Source organism: Kitasatospora sp. MMS16-BH015, from assembly GCF_002943525.1.
Classification (GTDB): Bacteria; Actinomycetota; Actinomycetes; order Streptomycetales; family Streptomycetaceae; genus Kitasatospora.
Genome location: NZ_CP025394.1, coordinates 7,951,345 through 7,968,897, shown reverse-complemented (window position 1 = coordinate 7,968,897; position 17,553 = coordinate 7,951,345). Strand labels below are relative to the sequence as shown.

Annotated in this window: 13 protein-coding genes and 1 riboswitch; of the genes, 8 read left to right on the top strand and 5 right to left on the bottom strand. The window is 73.5% G+C overall.

Annotated elements, in window-relative coordinates:
- Positions 1-70 precede the first annotated feature (70 nt).
- From CFP65_RS34240 to CFP65_RS34225, 4 genes are all read left to right on the top strand, one after another.
- On the top strand, positions 71-1,330 hold the full coding sequence (locus CFP65_RS34240; protein ID WP_104819820.1) for an NADH:flavin oxidoreductase/NADH oxidase family protein: 1,260 nt from the start codon (positions 71-73) through the stop codon (positions 1,328-1,330).
- Between the two features lie 221 nt (positions 1,331-1,551).
- Positions 1,552-2,802, top strand: coding sequence for an MFS transporter (locus CFP65_RS34235; RefSeq protein ID WP_254552713.1), 1,251 nt, complete (start codon positions 1,552-1,554; stop codon positions 2,800-2,802).
- The gene (locus CFP65_RS39420) at positions 2,799-3,362 is read left to right on the top strand and encodes an HAD domain-containing protein (RefSeq protein WP_158702498.1); all 564 of its coding nucleotides are present in this window, start codon (positions 2,799-2,801) and stop codon (positions 3,360-3,362) included. The genes CFP65_RS34235 and CFP65_RS39420 overlap by 4 nt, the downstream gene beginning before the upstream one ends.
- A 9-nt stretch (positions 3,363-3,371) precedes the next feature.
- Positions 3,372-4,196 carry a PhzF family phenazine biosynthesis protein gene (locus CFP65_RS34225; RefSeq protein ID WP_104819818.1) on the top strand — a complete coding sequence of 275 codons (825 nt, stop codon included), beginning with the start codon at positions 3,372-3,374 and terminating at the stop codon, positions 4,194-4,196.
- Between the two features lie 52 nt (positions 4,197-4,248).
- On the opposite strand, the gene CFP65_RS34220 is transcribed toward CFP65_RS34225, so the two are convergent.
- Positions 4,249-5,034: a CPBP family intramembrane glutamic endopeptidase gene (locus CFP65_RS34220; RefSeq protein ID WP_254552712.1), complete on the bottom strand. Its 786-nt coding sequence runs from the start codon at positions 5,032-5,034 to the stop codon at positions 4,249-4,251.
- A gap of 107 nt (positions 5,035-5,141) precedes the next feature.
- Positions 5,142-6,641, bottom strand: coding sequence for a glutamate--cysteine ligase (locus tag CFP65_RS34215; RefSeq protein WP_104819816.1), 1,500 nt, complete (start codon positions 6,639-6,641; stop codon positions 5,142-5,144).
- 348 nt (positions 6,642-6,989) lie between these two features.
- Between CFP65_RS34215 and CFP65_RS34210 the strand changes: the two genes are divergently transcribed.
- Positions 6,990-7,751, top strand: coding sequence for a hypothetical protein (locus CFP65_RS34210; protein ID WP_104819815.1), 762 nt, complete (start codon positions 6,990-6,992; stop codon positions 7,749-7,751).
- A 253-nt stretch (positions 7,752-8,004) separates the two neighbouring features.
- On the top strand, positions 8,005-8,199 hold the full coding sequence (locus CFP65_RS34205) for a DUF5999 family protein (RefSeq protein ID WP_104819814.1): 195 nt from the start codon (positions 8,005-8,007) through the stop codon (positions 8,197-8,199).
- A 132-nt stretch (positions 8,200-8,331) separates the two neighbouring features.
- On the opposite strand, the gene gcvP is transcribed toward CFP65_RS34205, so the two are convergent.
- Positions 8,332-11,217 carry an aminomethyl-transferring glycine dehydrogenase gene (gcvP, locus tag CFP65_RS34200; RefSeq protein ID WP_104819813.1) on the bottom strand — a complete coding sequence of 962 codons (2,886 nt, stop codon included), beginning with the start codon at positions 11,215-11,217 and terminating at the stop codon, positions 8,332-8,334.
- A gap of 236 nt (positions 11,218-11,453) precedes the next feature.
- Positions 11,454-11,560, bottom strand: a riboswitch (glycine riboswitch).
- 225 nt (positions 11,561-11,785) lie between these two features.
- Here gcvP and CFP65_RS34195 point away from each other — a divergent pair.
- Both CFP65_RS34195 and CFP65_RS34190 read left to right on the top strand, forming a co-directional pair.
- Entirely contained in the window at positions 11,786-12,835 is a 1,050-nt protein-coding gene (locus tag CFP65_RS34195; protein WP_104819812.1) for a PRC and DUF2382 domain-containing protein, read from the top strand.
- 191 nt (positions 12,836-13,026) lie between these two features.
- Positions 13,027-14,496 carry an MFS transporter gene (locus CFP65_RS34190; RefSeq protein ID WP_104819811.1) on the top strand — a complete coding sequence of 490 codons (1,470 nt, stop codon included), beginning with the start codon at positions 13,027-13,029 and terminating at the stop codon, positions 14,494-14,496.
- Positions 14,497-14,682: 186 nt separating this feature from the next.
- Here CFP65_RS34190 and CFP65_RS34185 read toward each other — a convergent pair whose 3' ends face one another.
- Positions 14,683-16,014: a serine hydrolase gene (locus CFP65_RS34185; RefSeq protein WP_104819810.1), complete on the bottom strand. Its 1,332-nt coding sequence runs from the start codon at positions 16,012-16,014 to the stop codon at positions 14,683-14,685.
- A gap of 97 nt (positions 16,015-16,111) precedes the next feature.
- Positions 16,112-17,545 carry a DNA polymerase IV gene (locus tag CFP65_RS34180; protein WP_104819809.1) on the bottom strand — a complete coding sequence of 478 codons (1,434 nt, stop codon included), beginning with the start codon at positions 17,543-17,545 and terminating at the stop codon, positions 16,112-16,114.
- Positions 17,546-17,553 lie beyond the last annotated feature (8 nt).

Sequence of the window (17,553 nt, the reverse complement as noted above, 5' to 3'; positions counted from 1 at the left end):
CACCGCATACATCGGCGCCCTAATGTGAACAGTGCATACATTCTAGCCGACAGGAACGAGGGACCACCCGATGACCGGCGAACTGTTCACCCCGCTGCGCCTGGCCTCCGGCGCGGTGCTGCCCAACCGGATCGCCAAGGCCGCCATGGAGGAGAACCTGGCCGGCCCCGGCCAGCTCCCCGACCGGCAGCTGATCGAGCTCTACCGGCGCTGGGCCGCCGGCGGCGCCGGGCTGCTGATCACCGGCAACGTCATGGTCCACGCCGAGGCCCTGACCGGCCCGGCCGGGGTCGTGCTCGACGAGGCCGCCCCACTGGCCCCCTTCGCCGCCTGGGCCGAGGCCGCCAAATCCGGCGGCGGCGCCGTCTGGATGCAGATCAACCACCCCGGCCGCCAGGTCGCCTCCGACATGCCCGGCGTGGTCTGGGGCCCCTCCGACCTCGGCGTCGAGCTCGGCCGGCACAGCGGCCGCTTCGGCCGCCCCACCGCGATGACGCCCGACCAGATCGCCGCCACCGTCCGGCGCTTCGCCGTCACCGCCGCCCGCGCGGAGCAGGCCGGCTTCGACGGCGTGGAGATCCACGCGGCCCACGGCTACCTGCTCTCCCAGTTCCTCTCCCCGCTGGTCAACCGCCGCACCGACGCCTGGGGCGGCCCACTGGCCCACCGGGCCAAGCTGCTCCTGGACACCGTCCGAGCCGTCCGAGCCGCCGTCTCCCCCGCCTTCACCGTCGCCGTGAAGCTCAACTCCGCCGACTTCCAGCGCGGCGGCTTCGAGGCCGAGGACGCCCGCCAGGTGATCGAATGGCTCGCCCCGCTCGGCGTCGACCTGGTCGAGCTCTCCGGCGGCAGCTACGAGAGCCCCGCCATGACCGGCCGCCCTGCCGACGCCCGCAGCGCCGACGCCCGCACCCGGGCCCGCGAGGCGTACTTCCTCGAACTGGCCGAGCAACTGGTCACCACCAGCCCCCTCCCCCTGATGCTCACCGGCGGCATCACCCGCCGCCCCACCGCCGACCAGGTCCTCACCGCCGGCGTCGCCCTGGTCGGCATCGGCACCGCCCTCGCCGTCACCCCCGACCTCCCCGCCCGCTGGCTCGCCGGCCGCGAAGCCGACCACCAGCTGCGCCCGGTCACCTGGCAGGACAAGACCCTCGCCTCCGCCGCCACCATGGCCCAGGTCCGCCACCAACTCCGCCGCCTCGCCCGCGGCACCGCCCCCCGCCCCACCACCCACCCAGCCCTCGCCCTCCTCACCGAACACCTCGCCCAACGCAAGGCCCTCCACCGCTACCGCACCTGGCTCCCCACCCGCCACCCCTCCTCTTGACCCCACGCCCCACCCGGCCCTCGGCTCCCTTCCCCTGCTCGCCACCGCTCCGGCCAGCCCCCTTGCCCTCCCACTCCCCACGGCCCGCCTCCCCACCGGGCCCCCTCCCACCGACCCGCCTCCCTTCCGACCCGCCTCCCTTCCCCTGCTCGCCGCCGCCTCCCTCCCCACCAGCCGTTTAATCGGTCGACAGATCATCAGCCCTTCGCCATAGTCCGCTGGTGACCACAGAGCAGCTCACCGCCCCGCCCGCCGCCTCCTGGGCGACCCGGACCTACCGCGTCCAGACCGCAGCGACGGTGGTGAGCGGCCTCGGCAACGCCGCGGCCCCGATCGCCACCGCCTTCGCGGTGCTGGCCGGGGGTGGTGGCACGGCCGAGGTCGGGTACGTGACCGGGGCCCGCCTGCTGCCGACCGTGCTCTTCCTCCTCCTCGGCGGCGCCCTCGCCGACCGCCTGCCCCGCCACCGCGTGATGGTCGCGGCCAACGGGTTCAACGCCCTCACCCAGGCCCTGCTCGCCGCCCTCGTCCTCTCCGGCCACGCCGGGCTCTGGGCTCTGCTGGTGCTCTCGGCGGCCGGCGGCATCGGCCAGGCCTTCTACGGCCCGGCCTCCCAGGGCGTGATCATGGCCAGCATCGCCCCCGAACACTCCACCCGTGCCTTCTCCCTCTACCGGATGGCCCAGAACGCCGCCCAGATCGGCGGCGCAGCCCTGGGCGGCGCCCTGACCGCCGCCGTCGGCCCGGGCTGGGTCCTCGCGATCGACGCCCTCGGCTTCGCGGTGGCCGCCGCCCTCCGGCTGCTCATCCCCGCCGAGGAGGCCGGCAGCGGCCACGGCGGTACGGGCATCCTCACCGAGCTCCGCGAGGGCTGGCGGGAGTTCATCGGACGGCAGTGGCTCTGGGCGATCGTCGTCCAGTTCGGCATCGTGACGGCCTGCGTCGAGGCCGCCGAGACCGTGTACGGGCCGGTGGTGGCCGAGCAGCGCCTCGGCGGCGCCTCCGCCTGGGGGCTCGCGATGGCCGCGTTCGGCCTCGGCATGGTGCTGACGGGCATACCGATGACCGCCTGGCGGCCCCGCCGCATCCTCCTCGCCGGCAACTGGGGCGTCTTCCTCTTCGCCTGCCCGGCGCTGGCCCTCGCCCTCCACCTCTCCCTCCCATTGATCGCCACCGCGATGTTCGCCTCCGGCGCGGGCGTCACCCTGTTCGGCGTCAACTGGATGATCGCCCTCCAGCAGGAGATCCCCCCGGCCCTGCTCTCCCGGGTCTCCGCCTACGACAGCCTCGGCTCGATCTGCCTCACTCCCCTCGGCACCGTCCTGGCCGGCCCCGCCGCCACCGCCCTCACCCTCGACGGCGCCCTCTGGACCTGCGCCCTCACCACCTTCCTCCTCGCCGCCCTCGCCCTGCTGGCCCCCGAGGTCCGCACCCTCGCCCGCACCGAACCCACCCCCACGGAGGCCCCTTGAAGCACCCCGCCGGCCCCAAGCCCCTCCTCTACGTCGACGTGGACGGCGTGCTCAACCCCGACCACCCCACCCCCGGGTTCACCACCCACCGCCTGCTCGACCTCGATGTCCACCTCTCGCCCCGGCACGGCGACTGGCTCCGCGAACTCGCCGGCACCTACGACCTGACCTGGGCCACCACCTGGGAGCAGCACGCCAACACCCACCTCACCCCCCTCCTCGGCCTCCCCCACCTCCCGGTGGTCCGCTTCACCGGCTACCGTCCACAACCCGGCGACCCCCGCATCCCCACCCTCGACCTGATCCGCGCCGCCAAGTGGGCCCCTCTCCTCCACCACGCCGAGGGCCGCCCCTTCGCCTGGATCGACGACATCATCCCGGCCAGCCTCCGCCGCCGCTCCTTCCTCCGCCGCGACCGCCTCCTCCTCCGCATCGCCCCGACCGAGGGCCTCCAACGCCACCACGTCGACCGCCTCCTGGCCCACCCGCCCCGGCCCTCACGCCTGGTCGGTCCACCTTCCGTCAGGTGGCCCTGGCTGCGCCGCGACAGCGGCCCCTAGAGTCGGGGCATGAGGATCCGAATCGTCGACGCCTTCACCGACCGCCCGTTCGCGGGCAACCCCGCCGCCGTCTGCGTGCTGGACGGGCCCGAGTGGCCCGAGGAGCGGTGGATGCGGCGGGTGGCCGCCGAGTTGAACCTCTCCGAGACGGCGTACGTACGAAGGCTCGCGGCCGAGGGCGGCTGGGCACTGCGCTGGTTCACCCCGACCGAGGAGGCGGCGCTCTGCGGCCACGCCACCCTGGCCACCGTGCACGCGCTGCGCGCCGACGGGCTGGTGGCGGACGGGGAGTGGGCCCGCTTCGCGACCATGAGCGGGGAGCTGCTGGCCCGCCCGGAGGCCGACGGCTCGATCACCCTCGACTTCCCGGCGAATCCGCCGCAGGCCACCGAGACCCCGGCCGGCCTCGCCGAGGCGCTCGGCGCCGAGGTGCTCGCCGCGTACGGGACCGGCGAGCTCGGTGACCTGCTGGTGGTGCTGCGCAGCGAGCACACCGTCCGCGGCCTGCGCCCGGACCTGACCGCGATCGCCAACCTGCCCATCCGCGGCGTGATCGCCACCGCCGCGGCCGACGACCCGGCCGGGCCGTACGAGTTCGTCTCGCGCTTCTTCGGCCCGGCCTGCGGCATCCCGGAGGACCCGGTGACCGGCAGCGCCCACACCGCCCTCGCCCCGTACTGGGCCGAACGGCTGGGCCGCACCGAGCTGACGGGCTACCAGGCCTCGCCTCGCGGCGGCTCGGTGCGCTGCGAACTCAACGCCGACCGGGTCCTGCTCTCCGGCCGGGCCGTCACCGTCCTGGACGGAGCGCTCACCCCGCCCGCCGCCGGCTGACGCGAAACCAGCGGGCTCGGCCCGTCGGCAACCGGCCCGGGCGAAGGGCTGCTCAGCCCGTCGGCAGCCAGCTGACGTGCCCGGCCAGCAGCGCGTACCCCACGAAAGCGACCGTGTCGATCAGCGCGTGCGCGGCCACCAGCGGCATCACCCGGCCCCAGCGCCGGTAGAGCAGGCAGAAGACGGCGCCCATCACCATGTTGCCGATCAGCCCGCCGACGCCCTGGTAGAGGTGGTACGAACCGCGCAGCACCGAGCTGGCGATCAGGATCGCGGGCCAGCCCCAGCCGAGCTGGCCGAGCCGGCGCAGCAGGTAGCCGAGGACGATCACCTCCTCCAGGATGGCGTTCTGCCAGGCGGAGCCGATCAGCACCGGGACCCGCCACCAGACGTCGGGCAGCCCGGAGGGGGCGACGGTGAGGTTGACGCCGAAGGCCTGCGCGCCGAGGTAGAGCAGCAGGCCGGAGCCGCCGATCGCGGCGGCGACGGCCGCGCCCCGCCCGAGGTCGGACCACGTGCGCCGCAGGTCGAAGCCCAGTACCCGCAGCGAGGTGCCCTCGCGCACCAGCAGGTAGCCGACCAGCGCGACCGGCATCAGGCCGCGCAGCACGTAGTAGAGCTGCCAGGCCAGGTCCAGCCAGGGGCGGCCGGGGGCCTGGGAGGCGTTCAGGGTGGCCACCTGGTGGCCGAGCGCGGTGGGCGCGGTGAGCGAACCGGTGAAGCTGATCAGTGCCGAGACCCCGCTCGCGCCGAGCGAGAGCCCGAGCACGACCAGCAGCTCGACCGCGAGCAGCCGGCGCGGGATCGCGGTGGTGGTCTCGGGTTCGGTCGTCGTCACAGCTGTCACCGGATGCTCTCCAACGCGGGCGGTCGAGACCCGGCGGCAGCCCCCGCCACCGGGCCGATCATCCTCGCACACCCTCCTGAGAACCCGGTGGTGCCCCGCTACCCCACCGGCCAGGTGTGCACCGGCTCCCCGCTGCGCGAGTGCTCCATGTACCGCCGCGTCATGGCCGCGATCGACGCGGCCCGGTCCATCCCGTACTGCTCGCGCAGCCGGTGCACGGTGGCGGCCTGCCAGGCGGCGCCGTTGGTGCGGCGCAGGCAGCGCTGCTCGATGATGCCGAGGTAGCGGTCGCGGTCGCCGGGCTCGATGCCCCACTCGTCCAGGCCCTGGTGGGCGAGCGGCAGCAGCTCGTTCAGCACCAGCTCGGTGACCGGCACGGAGTGCGTGCCGCGGGCGCCGCGCCCGTGCCGGGGCCAGTGCAGCACCGATTCGATGCCGTACCGGGCGCCGTGGTGGAAGTTCTCGTCGGCCAGCGCGAACGGCAGCCGGCTCCAGACCGGCCGGGGCTGCTCGGCCAGCGAGCGGACCAGGCCGTAGTAGAACGCGGCGTTGGCCAGCGTGTCGGCCACCGTCGGGCCGGCCGGCAGGCAGCGGTTCTCCACCCGCAGGTGCGGGACGCCGCCGGCCACGTCGTAGATCGGGCGGTTCCAGCGGTAGATGGTGCCGTTGTGCAGCCGCATCTCGGAGAGCCGGGGCACCCCGCCGGAGGCGAGCACCTTGCCCGGGTCCTCGTCGTCGCAGATCGGCAGCAGCGCGGGGAAGTACCGCAGGTTCTCGGCGAACAGGTCCAGCGCGGAGTCCACCCAGCGCTCCCCGAACCAGGTGATCGGGCGCACGCCCTGCGCCTTGAGCTCGGCCGAACGGGTGTCGCAGGCCTGTTGGAAGAGCACGGGGCGCGTCTCGCGCCAGAGCTCCCGGCCGAACAGGAACGGCGCGTTGGCGCCCAGCGCCACCTGGACGGAGGAGATCGCCTGGGCCGCGTTCCAGACCGGGGCGAACCGTTCGGGGGTGACCTGCAGGTGGATCTGGAGCGAGGTCGCGGCGGCCTCGGCGACCATCGAGACGGACTCCACCGCGAGGCGCTCCACCCCCTCGATGTCCAGGGCGATGTCCTCGCCGCGGGCGGCCAGGATCTGGTCGCTGAGCAGGGTGTACCGGTCGTTGCTGGACATCGCCTCCAGGCCGGTGTGGTCCAGGTCGAGGGTCGGCAGGATGCCCACCATGACGATCCTCGCCCCGGTCGCGGCGGCCTGCCGGTCGGCGTAGCGCAGACCGGTGTCCAGCTCCTCCCGCAGGTCCTCGAAGACGTGGCCGCCCAGGCGCCGGGGGGCTATGTTGAGCTCGATGTTGAACCGCCCGAGCTCGGTCTGGAAGTCGCTGGAGGCGATGGCGGCGAGCACCTGCTCGTTGGTCATCAGCGGCAGGCCCTGCTCGTCGGCCAGGTTGAGCTCCATCTCCAGGCCCATCATGGCGCGCGGGCGGTCGAACCGGCCGTCCCGGAGCATCCGCTCCAACGCGTCCAGACAGCCTTGGAGCTTGCGCCGGTAGAGCTGGCGGTCGGAGAGCTCCGCCCGTGTCGCGATGACCTTCTCGCCCATGGGTGCCCCTTACACCTAGGAAAAGCCCGGCCTGCATGATGCCCGGCCAAAAGATCCATACCCCAATGGCCGAACATCTTGACGACACAAGAGTTCTGACGATCAGTCAGCAGTTCCCCGACTTGCCACCCCACACCGAACGTGATATGAAGGTCACCCTGTGCGCTTGTTCGACTAGAATTCGCACTGCGCTCTGCCCGGTGCCGCGCCGCCCGTGTTGTCCTCGGCGGCAGGCTCCCGCCAGCACCGCGATCATGCCCAACCGGACACGGCCCAGGTTCCCGTCACACCAATGCCAGCCGGTATGCCGCACTCGCACGCCTATCTAGCACGGAGAGGCGCCCCGCCATGACTCTTCAGACTCCCCAGCCCCCGCCGAGCGCCCTGCGCGCGGTGCTCGCGGCACTCGACTCCGAGGCCGCACTGCGCCAACCCGCCGCAGCCGCCCTGCGCCTCGCCGATGGCCCGCTGCTGCCCGCGCACCCACTCGCGGTGCACGTGCTGAGCGGCCCGGGCGCCGACCTCCACACCGCACCCCGCACCGGCTGGCGCTTCCTGATCCAGCCGGCCCAGACCCATCCAGCCCCGACCCACCCCACCCAGACCCATCCGGCCCAGACCCATCCGGCCCAGACCCATCCAGCCCCGACCCACCCCACCCAGACCCATCCGACCCAGACCCACCAGACGCACCAGACCAAGCCGGACCTGCTCCAGGGCGCCCCGGCCGCAGGCCTGGCCCACCCCGCCCCCGTGCCGGCCGCGGTGGCCGCCGCCGAGGTGGTCGAGACGCCGGACGGGCACGCGTTCTCGCACTTCACGGCCGGCCCATACCTGGACTCCACCGTCCGCGCGCTGCGCCAGGCCTGGCAGCTGGCCCAGGCCTCCCGCTCGCGCCACCTGCCCCGGCTGCTCTCCATGCCGGGCCACTACGCGACGGCCCTCTGGCTGCACCACCCCCAGCCCGGCCCGGCCACCGACCTGCTCATCCCGCTGGCCCCGGCCCCGCTGGGCGTCACCGCCCACCGGGTCTACCCGGCCGCCGAGCTGCTCGCCCTCCTCGAGCGCGCCACCGCCCCGGCCCCGCTCGCCCTCGGCGTGCCCTCCTAGCCGCCGCGCTGCCCGGACGGGTCAGCCCGCCTGACTCGTCCGGGTCATGCGAGGAATGACCCTTCCGGCACCCACCCGATCGCACGGCCGCCCGAACGGGTGGTCCGTGCGATCAGTTGTGTCGCAAATCACCAAATCGCTGCGCGGCGCGTCCGGGAGGCAGAGACTGGGAGACGCGGGGGAGCAACAGGCCCTACCCGCCATGGTGCCGGCCCAAACCAGAGCCGGTGAGAGCGAAGCGAGGGTACGAGCTATGTGCCAGCACCGTCCGGAGTGTCCGTCGGCCGAGTCGAACGACCGTGAGGCGGCCGTGCCCGTGGCACGCCACCCCGAGCAGGGCTGGAGCCTGCTCTGCAACGGTGTGCTGCTCTTCGACGACACCGGTGAACTCCTGCCCGACGGCCGGGTCATCGCCCCGCGCCGCCAGCCCGCCCTCGCGGCCGGCTGACGCTCGAGGCAGTCGGCTTCACGCCCCGAGCCCGGAGCGAGCGAGCCCCGAACGAGGAGAAGGCCCCGGAGGTGATCACCTCCGGGGCCTTCCGCGTACTACCGGGCGCTAGCGGGTACTACCGCGCCTCGCTCAGACGCCGTACTCGTCCAGCGGCGGGCAGGAGCAGACCAGGTTGCGGTCGCCGTACGCGCCATCGATCCGGCTCACCGGCGGCCAGTACTTGTCGGCCGGGTTCACGCCGGCCGGGAAGACGGCCTCTTGGCGCGAGTAGCCGTGCGCCCACTCGCCGGCCAGGGTGGCGGCGGTGTGCGGGGCGTTGCGCAGCGGGTTGTCCTCGGCGGCCCACTCGCCCGAGCCGACCTTCTCGATCTCGCCGCGGATCTCGATCATCGCGTCGCAGAAGCGGTCGATCTCGTGCAGGTCCTCGGACTCGGTCGGCTCGATCATCAGGGTGCCGGCCACCGGGAAGGACATGGTCGGCGCGTGGAAGCCGTAGTCGATCAGGCGCTTGGCGATGTCGTCCACCGTCACGCCGGTCTCCTTGGAGAGCGGGCGCAGGTCGATGATGCACTCGTGCGCCACCAGGCCGCCGGGGCCGGTGTAGAGCACCGGGAAGTGCGGGGCCAGGCGCTTGGCGATGTAGTTGGCGTTCAGCACGGCGACCTGGGTCGCGTGCTTGAGGCCCTCGCCGCCCATCAGGCGCACGTACGACCAGGAGATCGGCAGGATCGCGGCGGAGCCCCAGGGGGCGGCCGAGATCGGGCCGACACCGGTGGCCGGGCCGGCCTCCGGCTGCAGCGGGTGGTTGGGCAGGTACGGGGCGAGGTGCTCGCGCACCGCGACCGGGCCGACGCCCGGGCCGCCGCCGCCGTGCGGGATGCAGAAGGTCTTGTGCAGGTTCAGGTGCGAGACGTCCGCGCCGAACTTGCCCGGCTTGGCGAGGCCGACCAGGGCGTTCAGGTTGGCGCCGTCCACGTACACCTGGCCGCCGGCCTCGTGCACCAGGGCGCAGATGTTGGTGATCTCGGTCTCGTACACGCCGTGGGTGGACGGGTAGGTGACCATCAGCACCGAGAGCTGGTCGCGGTGCTGCTCGATCTTGGCCTTGAGGTCCTCGACGTCCACGTCGCCGTCGGTCAGGGTCTTGACCACGACCACGCGCATGCCGGCCATCACGGCGGAGGCGGCGTTGGTGCCGTGCGCCGAGGAGGGGATCAGGCAGACGTCGCGCTGGGTGTCACCGTTGGCGTGGTGGTAGGCGCGGACGGCCAGCAGGCCGGCCAGCTCGCCCTGGGAGCCGGCGTTCGGCTGGATCGAGACGGCGTCGTAGCCGGTGACCTCGACGAGCTGCTGCTCCAGGCCGCGGATCAGGGAGAGGAAACCTTCCGCCTGGTCGATCGGCGCGAAGGGGTGCAGCTGGGCGAACTCGGGCCAGGTGACCGGCTCCATCTCGGTGGTCGCGTTGAGCTTCATGGTGCAGGAGCCCAGCGGGATCATGCCGCGGTCCAGCGCGTAGTCCCGGTCCGACAGACGGCGCAGGTAGCGCAGCATGGCGGTCTCGGAGCGGTGGCTGTGGAAGACCGGGTGGGTCAGGTACTCGTCCTGGCGCAGCAGCGCGGCGGGCAGCGCGTCGGCGGTCTCGGCGACCTCCGGGGCGGCCACGCCGAAGGCGGCCCAGACGGCGGCCAGGTGCTCGCGGGTGGTGGTCTCGTCGCAGGAGACGGAGATCAGGTCGGCGCCGTCCTGGTAGACGTTGACGCCGTTGGCACGGGCGGCGGCGGCGACCTCGGCGGCCTTGCCGGGCACCCGCGCGGTGACGGTGTCGAAGAACTCGCCGCTGGTCAGCTCGACGCCGCCGGCGCGCAGGCCCTCGGCCAGCGCGGCCGCGTAGCGGTGGGTGCGGCGGGCGATGTCGGCCAGGCCGTCGGGGCCGTGGTAGACGGCGTACATCGAGGCCATCACGGCCAGCAGCACCTGAGCGGTACAGATGTTGGAGGTGGCCTTCTCGCGGCGGATGTGCTGCTCGCGGGTCTGCAGGGCCAGGCGGTAGGCGCGGTTGCCGTCGGCGTCCACGGAGACGCCGACCAGGCGGCCGGGCAGGTTGCGGGCGTACTCGGCGCGGACGGCCAGGTAGCCGGCGTGCGGGCCGCCGAAGCCCATCGGCACGCCGAAGCGCTGCGAGGTGCCGCAGGCGATGTCGGCGCCGAGCGAGCCGGGCGACTTGAGCAGGGTGAGCGCCAGCAGGTCGGCGGCCACCGCGACGACCGCGCCGAGGCCGTGGGCCTGCTCGATCACCGGGGCGAGGTCGCGGACGGCGCCGGAGGCGCCCGGGTACTGGAGCAGCACGCCGAAGACGCCGCGCTCGGCGATCTCGGCCGGGATGCCCGCGGAGAGGTCGGCCACGACCACCTCGACACCGGTGGGCACCGCGCGGGTGTTGATCACCGCGACGGTCTGCGGCAGGGTGTCGGCGTCGACCAGGAAGACCCCGCCCTTGACCTTGGTCACCCGGCGGGCAAGCGCCATCGCCTCGGCGGCGGCGGTGCCCTCGTCGAGCAGCGAGGAGCCGGAGGTGGCCAGGCCGGTCAGGTCGGCGACCAGGGTCTGGAAGTTGAGCAGCGCCTCCAGGCGGCCCTGGGAGATCTCCGGCTGGTACGGGGTGTAGGCGGTGTACCAGGCCGGGTTCTCCAGCACGTTGCGCAGGATCACCGGCGGGGTGAAGGTGCCGTAGTAGCCCAGGCCGATCATCGGCTGGAGCACGGTGTTGCGGGAGGCGAGCTCGCGCAGCTCGGCGAGGACCTGGGCCTCGCTCCGGCCGGCGGGCAGGTCGAGCGCGGTGAGGCTGCGGATGGCCTCGGGGACGGCGGCGTCGGCGAGCTCGTCGAGCGAGCCGTAACCGACGAACGCCAGCATCTTCTCCTGCGCGGCGGCGTCGGGGCCGATGTGGCGGGACTCGAAGGGGCTGGCCTGCTCGAGCTCGGTGAGCGTCGCTGCGGTGGTCGGCTGGGCGTTCATGGGGGGCGGGGCCTCCTGGTCACGGACCGGCGGGGGTGCGCACACCTGAGGGCCCATTGCCGCTGTGGGGCAGCGACGGCTCTCCGGGTACGACCCGACAGGCCTCCCCCTCTGTCATCGGTACCTGAGAGCTTCGCCCGCACGCGGCGCCGGAGCGCCCCGTCGGCTTGCACCGTCGGTGAGGGTAGTGGCGTCGGCTCCCTGGCCGTCGACACTGCCCTGCTTTCCAGAGTGACCTATCCCACACGGTACGGATGCCTGAGAGATTCCGGGGAGGGTTTGCTCCTTCGGCGCCTCGATCTCCGCAGTTCACGGGGTTCGGGGACTCTCCCGAGCGGGCTCGGCGGTCGCGCCCAGGGTACCAGCGCGACACGCCGCGATCACCGGCCCCGTCAGGTCTGCGGAGGGCTTTCGCCACTGTCCCCGGACGGCCCAACCCTTGCCCGGACGGCGGTATCCGGGTCGCTGCCACCCGTTTGATGGCTTTTCGTATGAGATGGCAGTCGGACAGCTCCGCCGGCCGCCCTCCGAGTGAGTTTCGCCAGGAGCACCCGTACTGGAGGACAACGTGCAGACCGATATCGATCCGCGCGACCTGATCGGACACAAGGCGGTCGACCGGAACGGTGACAAGATCGGCACGGTCGACGAGGTCTATCTCGACGACGCGACCGGCGAGCCCGAGTGGGCCGCGGTCCGGACCGGGATCTTCGGCCGGGACGCCTTCGTCCCGTTGACCACCAGTGAGTTCTCCGGCGAGGAGCTGAAGGTCCCGTACGACAAGGCCCTGATCAAGGAGTCGCCCGACTTCGGCGTGGGCCAGCACCTCTCCCCGGCCCAGGAGCTCCAGCTCTACCGCTACTACGGGCTGGAGACCACCGGCACCCCCGCCGCTCCCCCCGCCGCGAACGGCACCCCGGCCGCCGACCACGACTTCGGCACCGTCAGGACCGCCGCCGCCGCTGCGGCCACCACCCAGGCCCCGGCTCCCGCCGCCGCCCCGACTCCCCCGCCCCCTACTCCTTCACCCGCTCCGTTGATGCCCGAGGCGACCCCCATGGCGTTCACCACCCCCGTCCGCGACCACGACAAGACCGCCCCCGCCGCCCCGATGCGGCCGGTCAACTCCACCGCCTCCCCCACCCTCGAACGCCCGGCGGCCCCCGCGCCCTCGGCGGCGACCAGCGCCCCGAGCGGCCCGGTGGAGATCACCTGCCGCGAGGAGCGGCTCGACATCACCACCGAGTGGCAGGTCACCTACACCGCCCGGCTGCGCAAGTACGTCACCAGCGAGACCGTCGAGCGGCACGTGCCCGTGGTCCGCGAGCGCGTCCGGGTCGAGCGGGTGCCGGTCAGCGACGGCGAGCGCGACGCGCTCACCCAGGAGGAGATCGCCGAGGCGGTCGAGGAGGTGACCCTTCAGGAGGAGCGGCCGGTGGTGCACAAGTACCTGGTGCCGATCGAGCGGGTGCGCCTGGTGGTCGAGCGCTACACCGACGACCACGTGGTCCGCGAGGAGCTCCGCCGCGAGCAGGTGGAGATCCAGGACGACCCGGGCGCCGACTTCGGCCAGCTGGCCGACTCCCCGCCGCCGACCGACCCCGGCCACCTGGGCTGATCCACCCCACGGGCCCCGGCCCCGCTTCGGCGGGGCCGGGGCCCGTGACGTGTCCTCAGCGGTGCGCCTCGAAGGTTCACCGGTCGATATTTGACACACTGAACTATCGGGGTGCATGGTTACTTCAGTTCATTCACCATTGCCCGTCTGAATCGACCACCGACGGCGGGCTCGAACCGGAGGAAACCACCGTGAGTGAGGCACCACAGCCCACCGCCGCGGCCGCCAAGCCGAGCAGCACCCGCGTGCTCCCGGCCCTGATCCTGGCCATGCTGGCGTTCAGCGTGGTGCAGACCGCGGTCGTCCCGATCCTGCCCTCGCTGGCCAAGGAGCTGAACGTCACCGGCTCCAACATCACCTGGCTGATGACGGCCAACCTGCTCTCCGCCGCCGTGCTGACCCCGCTGCTCGGCCGCTTCGGCGACCTGCGCGGCCGCAAGCCGATGCTGCTGATCTCGCTGGCCGGCCTGGTCGCGGGCTCCGCCCTCGCGGTCGGCACCCACTCCTTCACCTGGCTGGTCGTCGCCCGCGTCCTGCAGGGCGCCGGCGGTGGCGTGCTGCCGCTGGCCATCAGCATCGTCCGCGACGAGCTGCCCCGCGAGAAGGTCACCGGCGGCGTCGCCGCCATCTCCGCCTCGATGGGCGTCGGCTCCGGCCTCGGCCTGGTCGCCACCGGTCTGCTGCTCGAGCACTGGAGCTACAAGTCCATCTTCTGGATGGGCCTGATCTTCGGCCTGGTCGCGGTGGCCCTGGTCGCCCTGCGCGTCCCGAAGGACCCGGTCGTCGACAAGGACGGCGGCGCCGACCCGCTCGGCGCGATCACCCTGGCCGGCTGGCTCTCCGCGCTGCTGATCGCCGTCAGCCAGGGCAACGAGTGGGGCTGGACGGCCACCAAGACCCTCGGCCTGTTCGCCGTCGCGGCCGTCGTCGCGCTGGTCTGGATCATCATCGAGGTCAAGGTCAAGCACCCGCTGGTCGACATGAAGATGATGGCCCGCCCGGCCGTCGCCTTCACCAACATCTCCGGCCTGCTGATCGGCTTCGGGATGTACGGCTCCTTCATGGTCATCAGCAACTTCGCCCAGACCCCGCAGAAGTTCACCCACTACGGCTTCACCGCCACCGTGCTGCACGCCGGCGTCATGCTGCTGCCCTCCGCCGTCGGCTCGATGCTCGCCGCCCCGGTCGGTGCCCTGCTGATCGGCCGCCGCGGCCCGCGTCTGCCGCTGGTGCTCGGCGGCGCGCTCGGCGCGGTCTCGATGGCCTACCTGGCCCTGCGCCACAGCGCCGAGGGCGACATCTACCTCGCCTCCGCGGTGTTCGGTCTCGGCGTCGGCCTGGCCTACGCGGCCATGCCCGCCTACATCAACGGCGCCGTCCCGGCCGAGCAGTCCGGCATCGCCAACGGCATGAACGCCGTGCTGCGCACCGTCGGTGGCGCCATCGGCACCGCCGTGATGGCCGCCATCCTCACCGGTGACACCATCAAGGGCCTGCCGATCCCGCTGCCCACCCTGGACGCCTACAAGAGCGCGTTCTGGACGGCGGGCGTCATGTGCCTGATCGCCGGCCTGGTCCCCTTCGCCATCCGCCGCATCAAGCCCGCCCTCCCCACCCCGGCCCCGGCCAGCACCCCGGAGCCCACCAAGGCCGGCGTCTGACGAGACGCCCACCCCGCGCGCCAAGGGACAGGGCGCGCGGGCACCGGGACCCAGCGGTCGACGAGGGCATCGCGACCAGCCCCGGGCCCGGCCCCGAAGGCCCCGCACCCACACACGGGTGCGGGGCCTTCGGGCATCCCCGCCGCGAACGGGCGGTCGCCCGCCCGGCGTGCGGCAGGCGGCCGGCTACTCCCCCACCCGGGCGTACTCCAGCACCGTGCCGCCCTGCTCCAGCCGCACCCCGCCGCGCTCGTCCAGCCGGACCGCCAGGGCCAGCTCCTCCGCCACCAACTCCTGCTCGGAGAGCGCGAAGCACCGCAGCGGCTCCTGCCCCGCGACCAGCAGCACCGGCCCGCCCGCCGCCGCCACGATCTCCACCGCCCGGCCGTCCCGCGCGCGGTAGCGGCCCGCGAACGCCTCCGCCGCCCGGGCCGGGGTGTACACCCGGCCGAAGTCGAGGTCCGACCAGCCGTGGGCCGCCGCGACGGCCCGCAGCACCCGCCCCACCACGGCCTGCCCGGCATCGCCGTTGGTCATCACCACCGCGCCCCGGCCACCCGTCACGCTGCCGAGGAACTGGCAGCGGTATCCCTCGTTGGCCCCCGTGTGCCCGAACCAGGCCGGCTCCCCGTCCACCATCCGCAGGTACGGCCCGAGCCCCACGTGGTCCAGCCCGCCGACCACCCCGCCGCCCGGGCCGAGCGCCACCTGCGGCCGCAGCATCTCCCGGGCGAGCTCGGGCCCCAGCAGGCCCCGCCCCGCCCAGGCCACCTGCACCCCCCGCACGTACCGCAGCAGGTCCCCGGGCGTGGTCCACAGCCCGGCCGCGCACTGCTCGGGGTAGGTGTGCCAGCCGCCGGCCACCGGCACCGCCCCCGCCCGGTGCCCGTGCGCGGCGACCGGCCGGTACGGCTTCGCCAGCGGCTGCCCGAAGGTGCTGCCCACCATCCGCAACGGGCCCAGCACCAGCTCGTCCAGCAGCTCCGTCACCCCGCGGCCGGTCACCGACTCCAGCAGCAGCTGGAGCACCGTGGTGCCCCCGCCCGAGTACCGGAAGCCCAGCCCCGGCACGCCCTCCGCCCGCACCCCGGCCGAGTTCGCCGCCCCACTGCCCGTCAGCACCTCCACCAGCGAGAGCACCACCGCCCCCGCCGGGTACCCACCGAATCCCCCCGGACTCAACCCCCCGGTGTGGCTAAGCAGCTGACGCAGCGTCACCCTGGGTCGCCAGCCCCCGTTCGCGGGCAGCCGCCACCCCACCAAGCGCCCGTCCACCTCGCCGTCGAGCTCCAACAGGCCCCGCTCGACCAGCCGCAGCACCCCCAGCACCGAGACGGGTTTGCTCACCGAGCACGCCTGGAACAGCGTCTCCCCGGTGACCGCCCCACCGCCGACCGAGCGGACCCCGAACCCCCGCCGCTCGACGACCTCCCCGCCCTCCAGCACGGCCACCGAACACCCCGGCACCCCGTACTCCCGCAGCAACTCCGCCACGTCGATCCCACAGAACGCGTCCACGCCCGTACCCCGAATCCCCCGTACTCCAACGGATCCGAACGTAGCCGACCAACCGCCCCGGGCGCTCCCGAATACTCCCCCGGCCGGCCCCCTCCCCCTACTCCTCCGTCAGCCGCCGCAGCGGCTGCGGCTCCGCCGGGCTCAGCTCAGGATCCTCGATCGAGAAGGTCCGCACCCGCCCGGGCAGGCTGTCCGGCGTCTCGAACCGCACGGTCACCCGCCCGACCCCGCTGCCCTGCACCCACCCCGGCCCGTACGCGGCGTGCGCCACGTCCTGCCCGGGGTACCACTGCCGCACGGCCCCCTCCGGCGCCCCGCCCACGCTCCGCTCGGCCGCCCCCACCCCGGACCGCAGCGCCGTCTCCTCCTCCTCGACCGGAAGCTGCTCCGCCACCGCCTCGGAAGCCTCGGCCTCGGCCTCGGCCTCAGCCGCGGCCGCCTGCGCGAACAGGTCCTCCTGGGTGAAATCCGCCAGCTGCGAGACCCCGACGCCCAGCAGCCGCACCCCACCGGCCGTGTTGACCTGGAGCGCCAGCCGCCGCGCCGTCTCGCCGATCACCGCCGCGTCGTCCGTGGGGCCCTTCAGCGTCTCCGACCTGGTCAGCGTCGAGAAGTCGAAGCGCCGCACCTTGAGCACCACCGTCCGCCCCGACCGCCCGGTCGCGTGCAGCCGGGCCACGCACCGCGCCGTCAGCACGTCGATCTCGTGCAGGATCCGGTCCCGGTCCAGCAGGTCGACGGCGAAGGTGTCCTCCACCGAGACCGACTTGGCGTCCCGGTCGGCCACCACCGGCCGCGAATCCAGGCCCAGGGCCATCTGGTGGACGCCGACCCCGTGCGCCCTGCCCAGCAGCTGGACCAACTCCGTCTCGCCGGCCTCGGCCAAGTCCTCGACCGTCATGAAGCCTGAGCGCCGCAGCACCTGCTCCGTCGCGGGCCCGATCCCGGGCAGCGCCCGGACCGACATCGGGCCGAGCACCGATCGCTCCGAACCGACCCCGATCATCACCAGGCCGTCGGGCTTGGCCTGCTCGGAGGCGATCTTGGCCATCAGCTTCGACCCGGCCAGGCCGACCGACCCGGTCAGGTTGGTGACCCGGCGGATGTCGGCCCGCAGGTCCTCCCCGATGGCCGTCACCAGCTCGGCGCCCTCGGCCGGCGGCACGGCGGCCAGCGCCGGGCCGTACGGGCCGGCCTGCAGGTCGACGAAGGCCTCGTCCAGGCTGAGCGGCTCGACCAGCGGCGAGAGCTGCCGCAGCAGGGCCATCACCTGCTCGCTGACCGCCCGGTACGCGCTGAACCGGCCGGAGAGGAAGGCCGCGTTCGGCGCCAGCCGACGGGCCTGGGCCATCGGCATCGCCGAGTGCACGCCGAACTTGCGCGCCTCGTAGCTCGCGGTGGCGACCACGCCCCGGCCGCCGACCCCGCCGACGATCACCGGCTTCCCGCGCAGGCTCGGTTTGGCCGCCTGCTCCACCGCCGCGAAGAAGGCGTCCATGTCGAGGTGGAGGATGCTCGGCAGTGATCGCACCCGCTGAT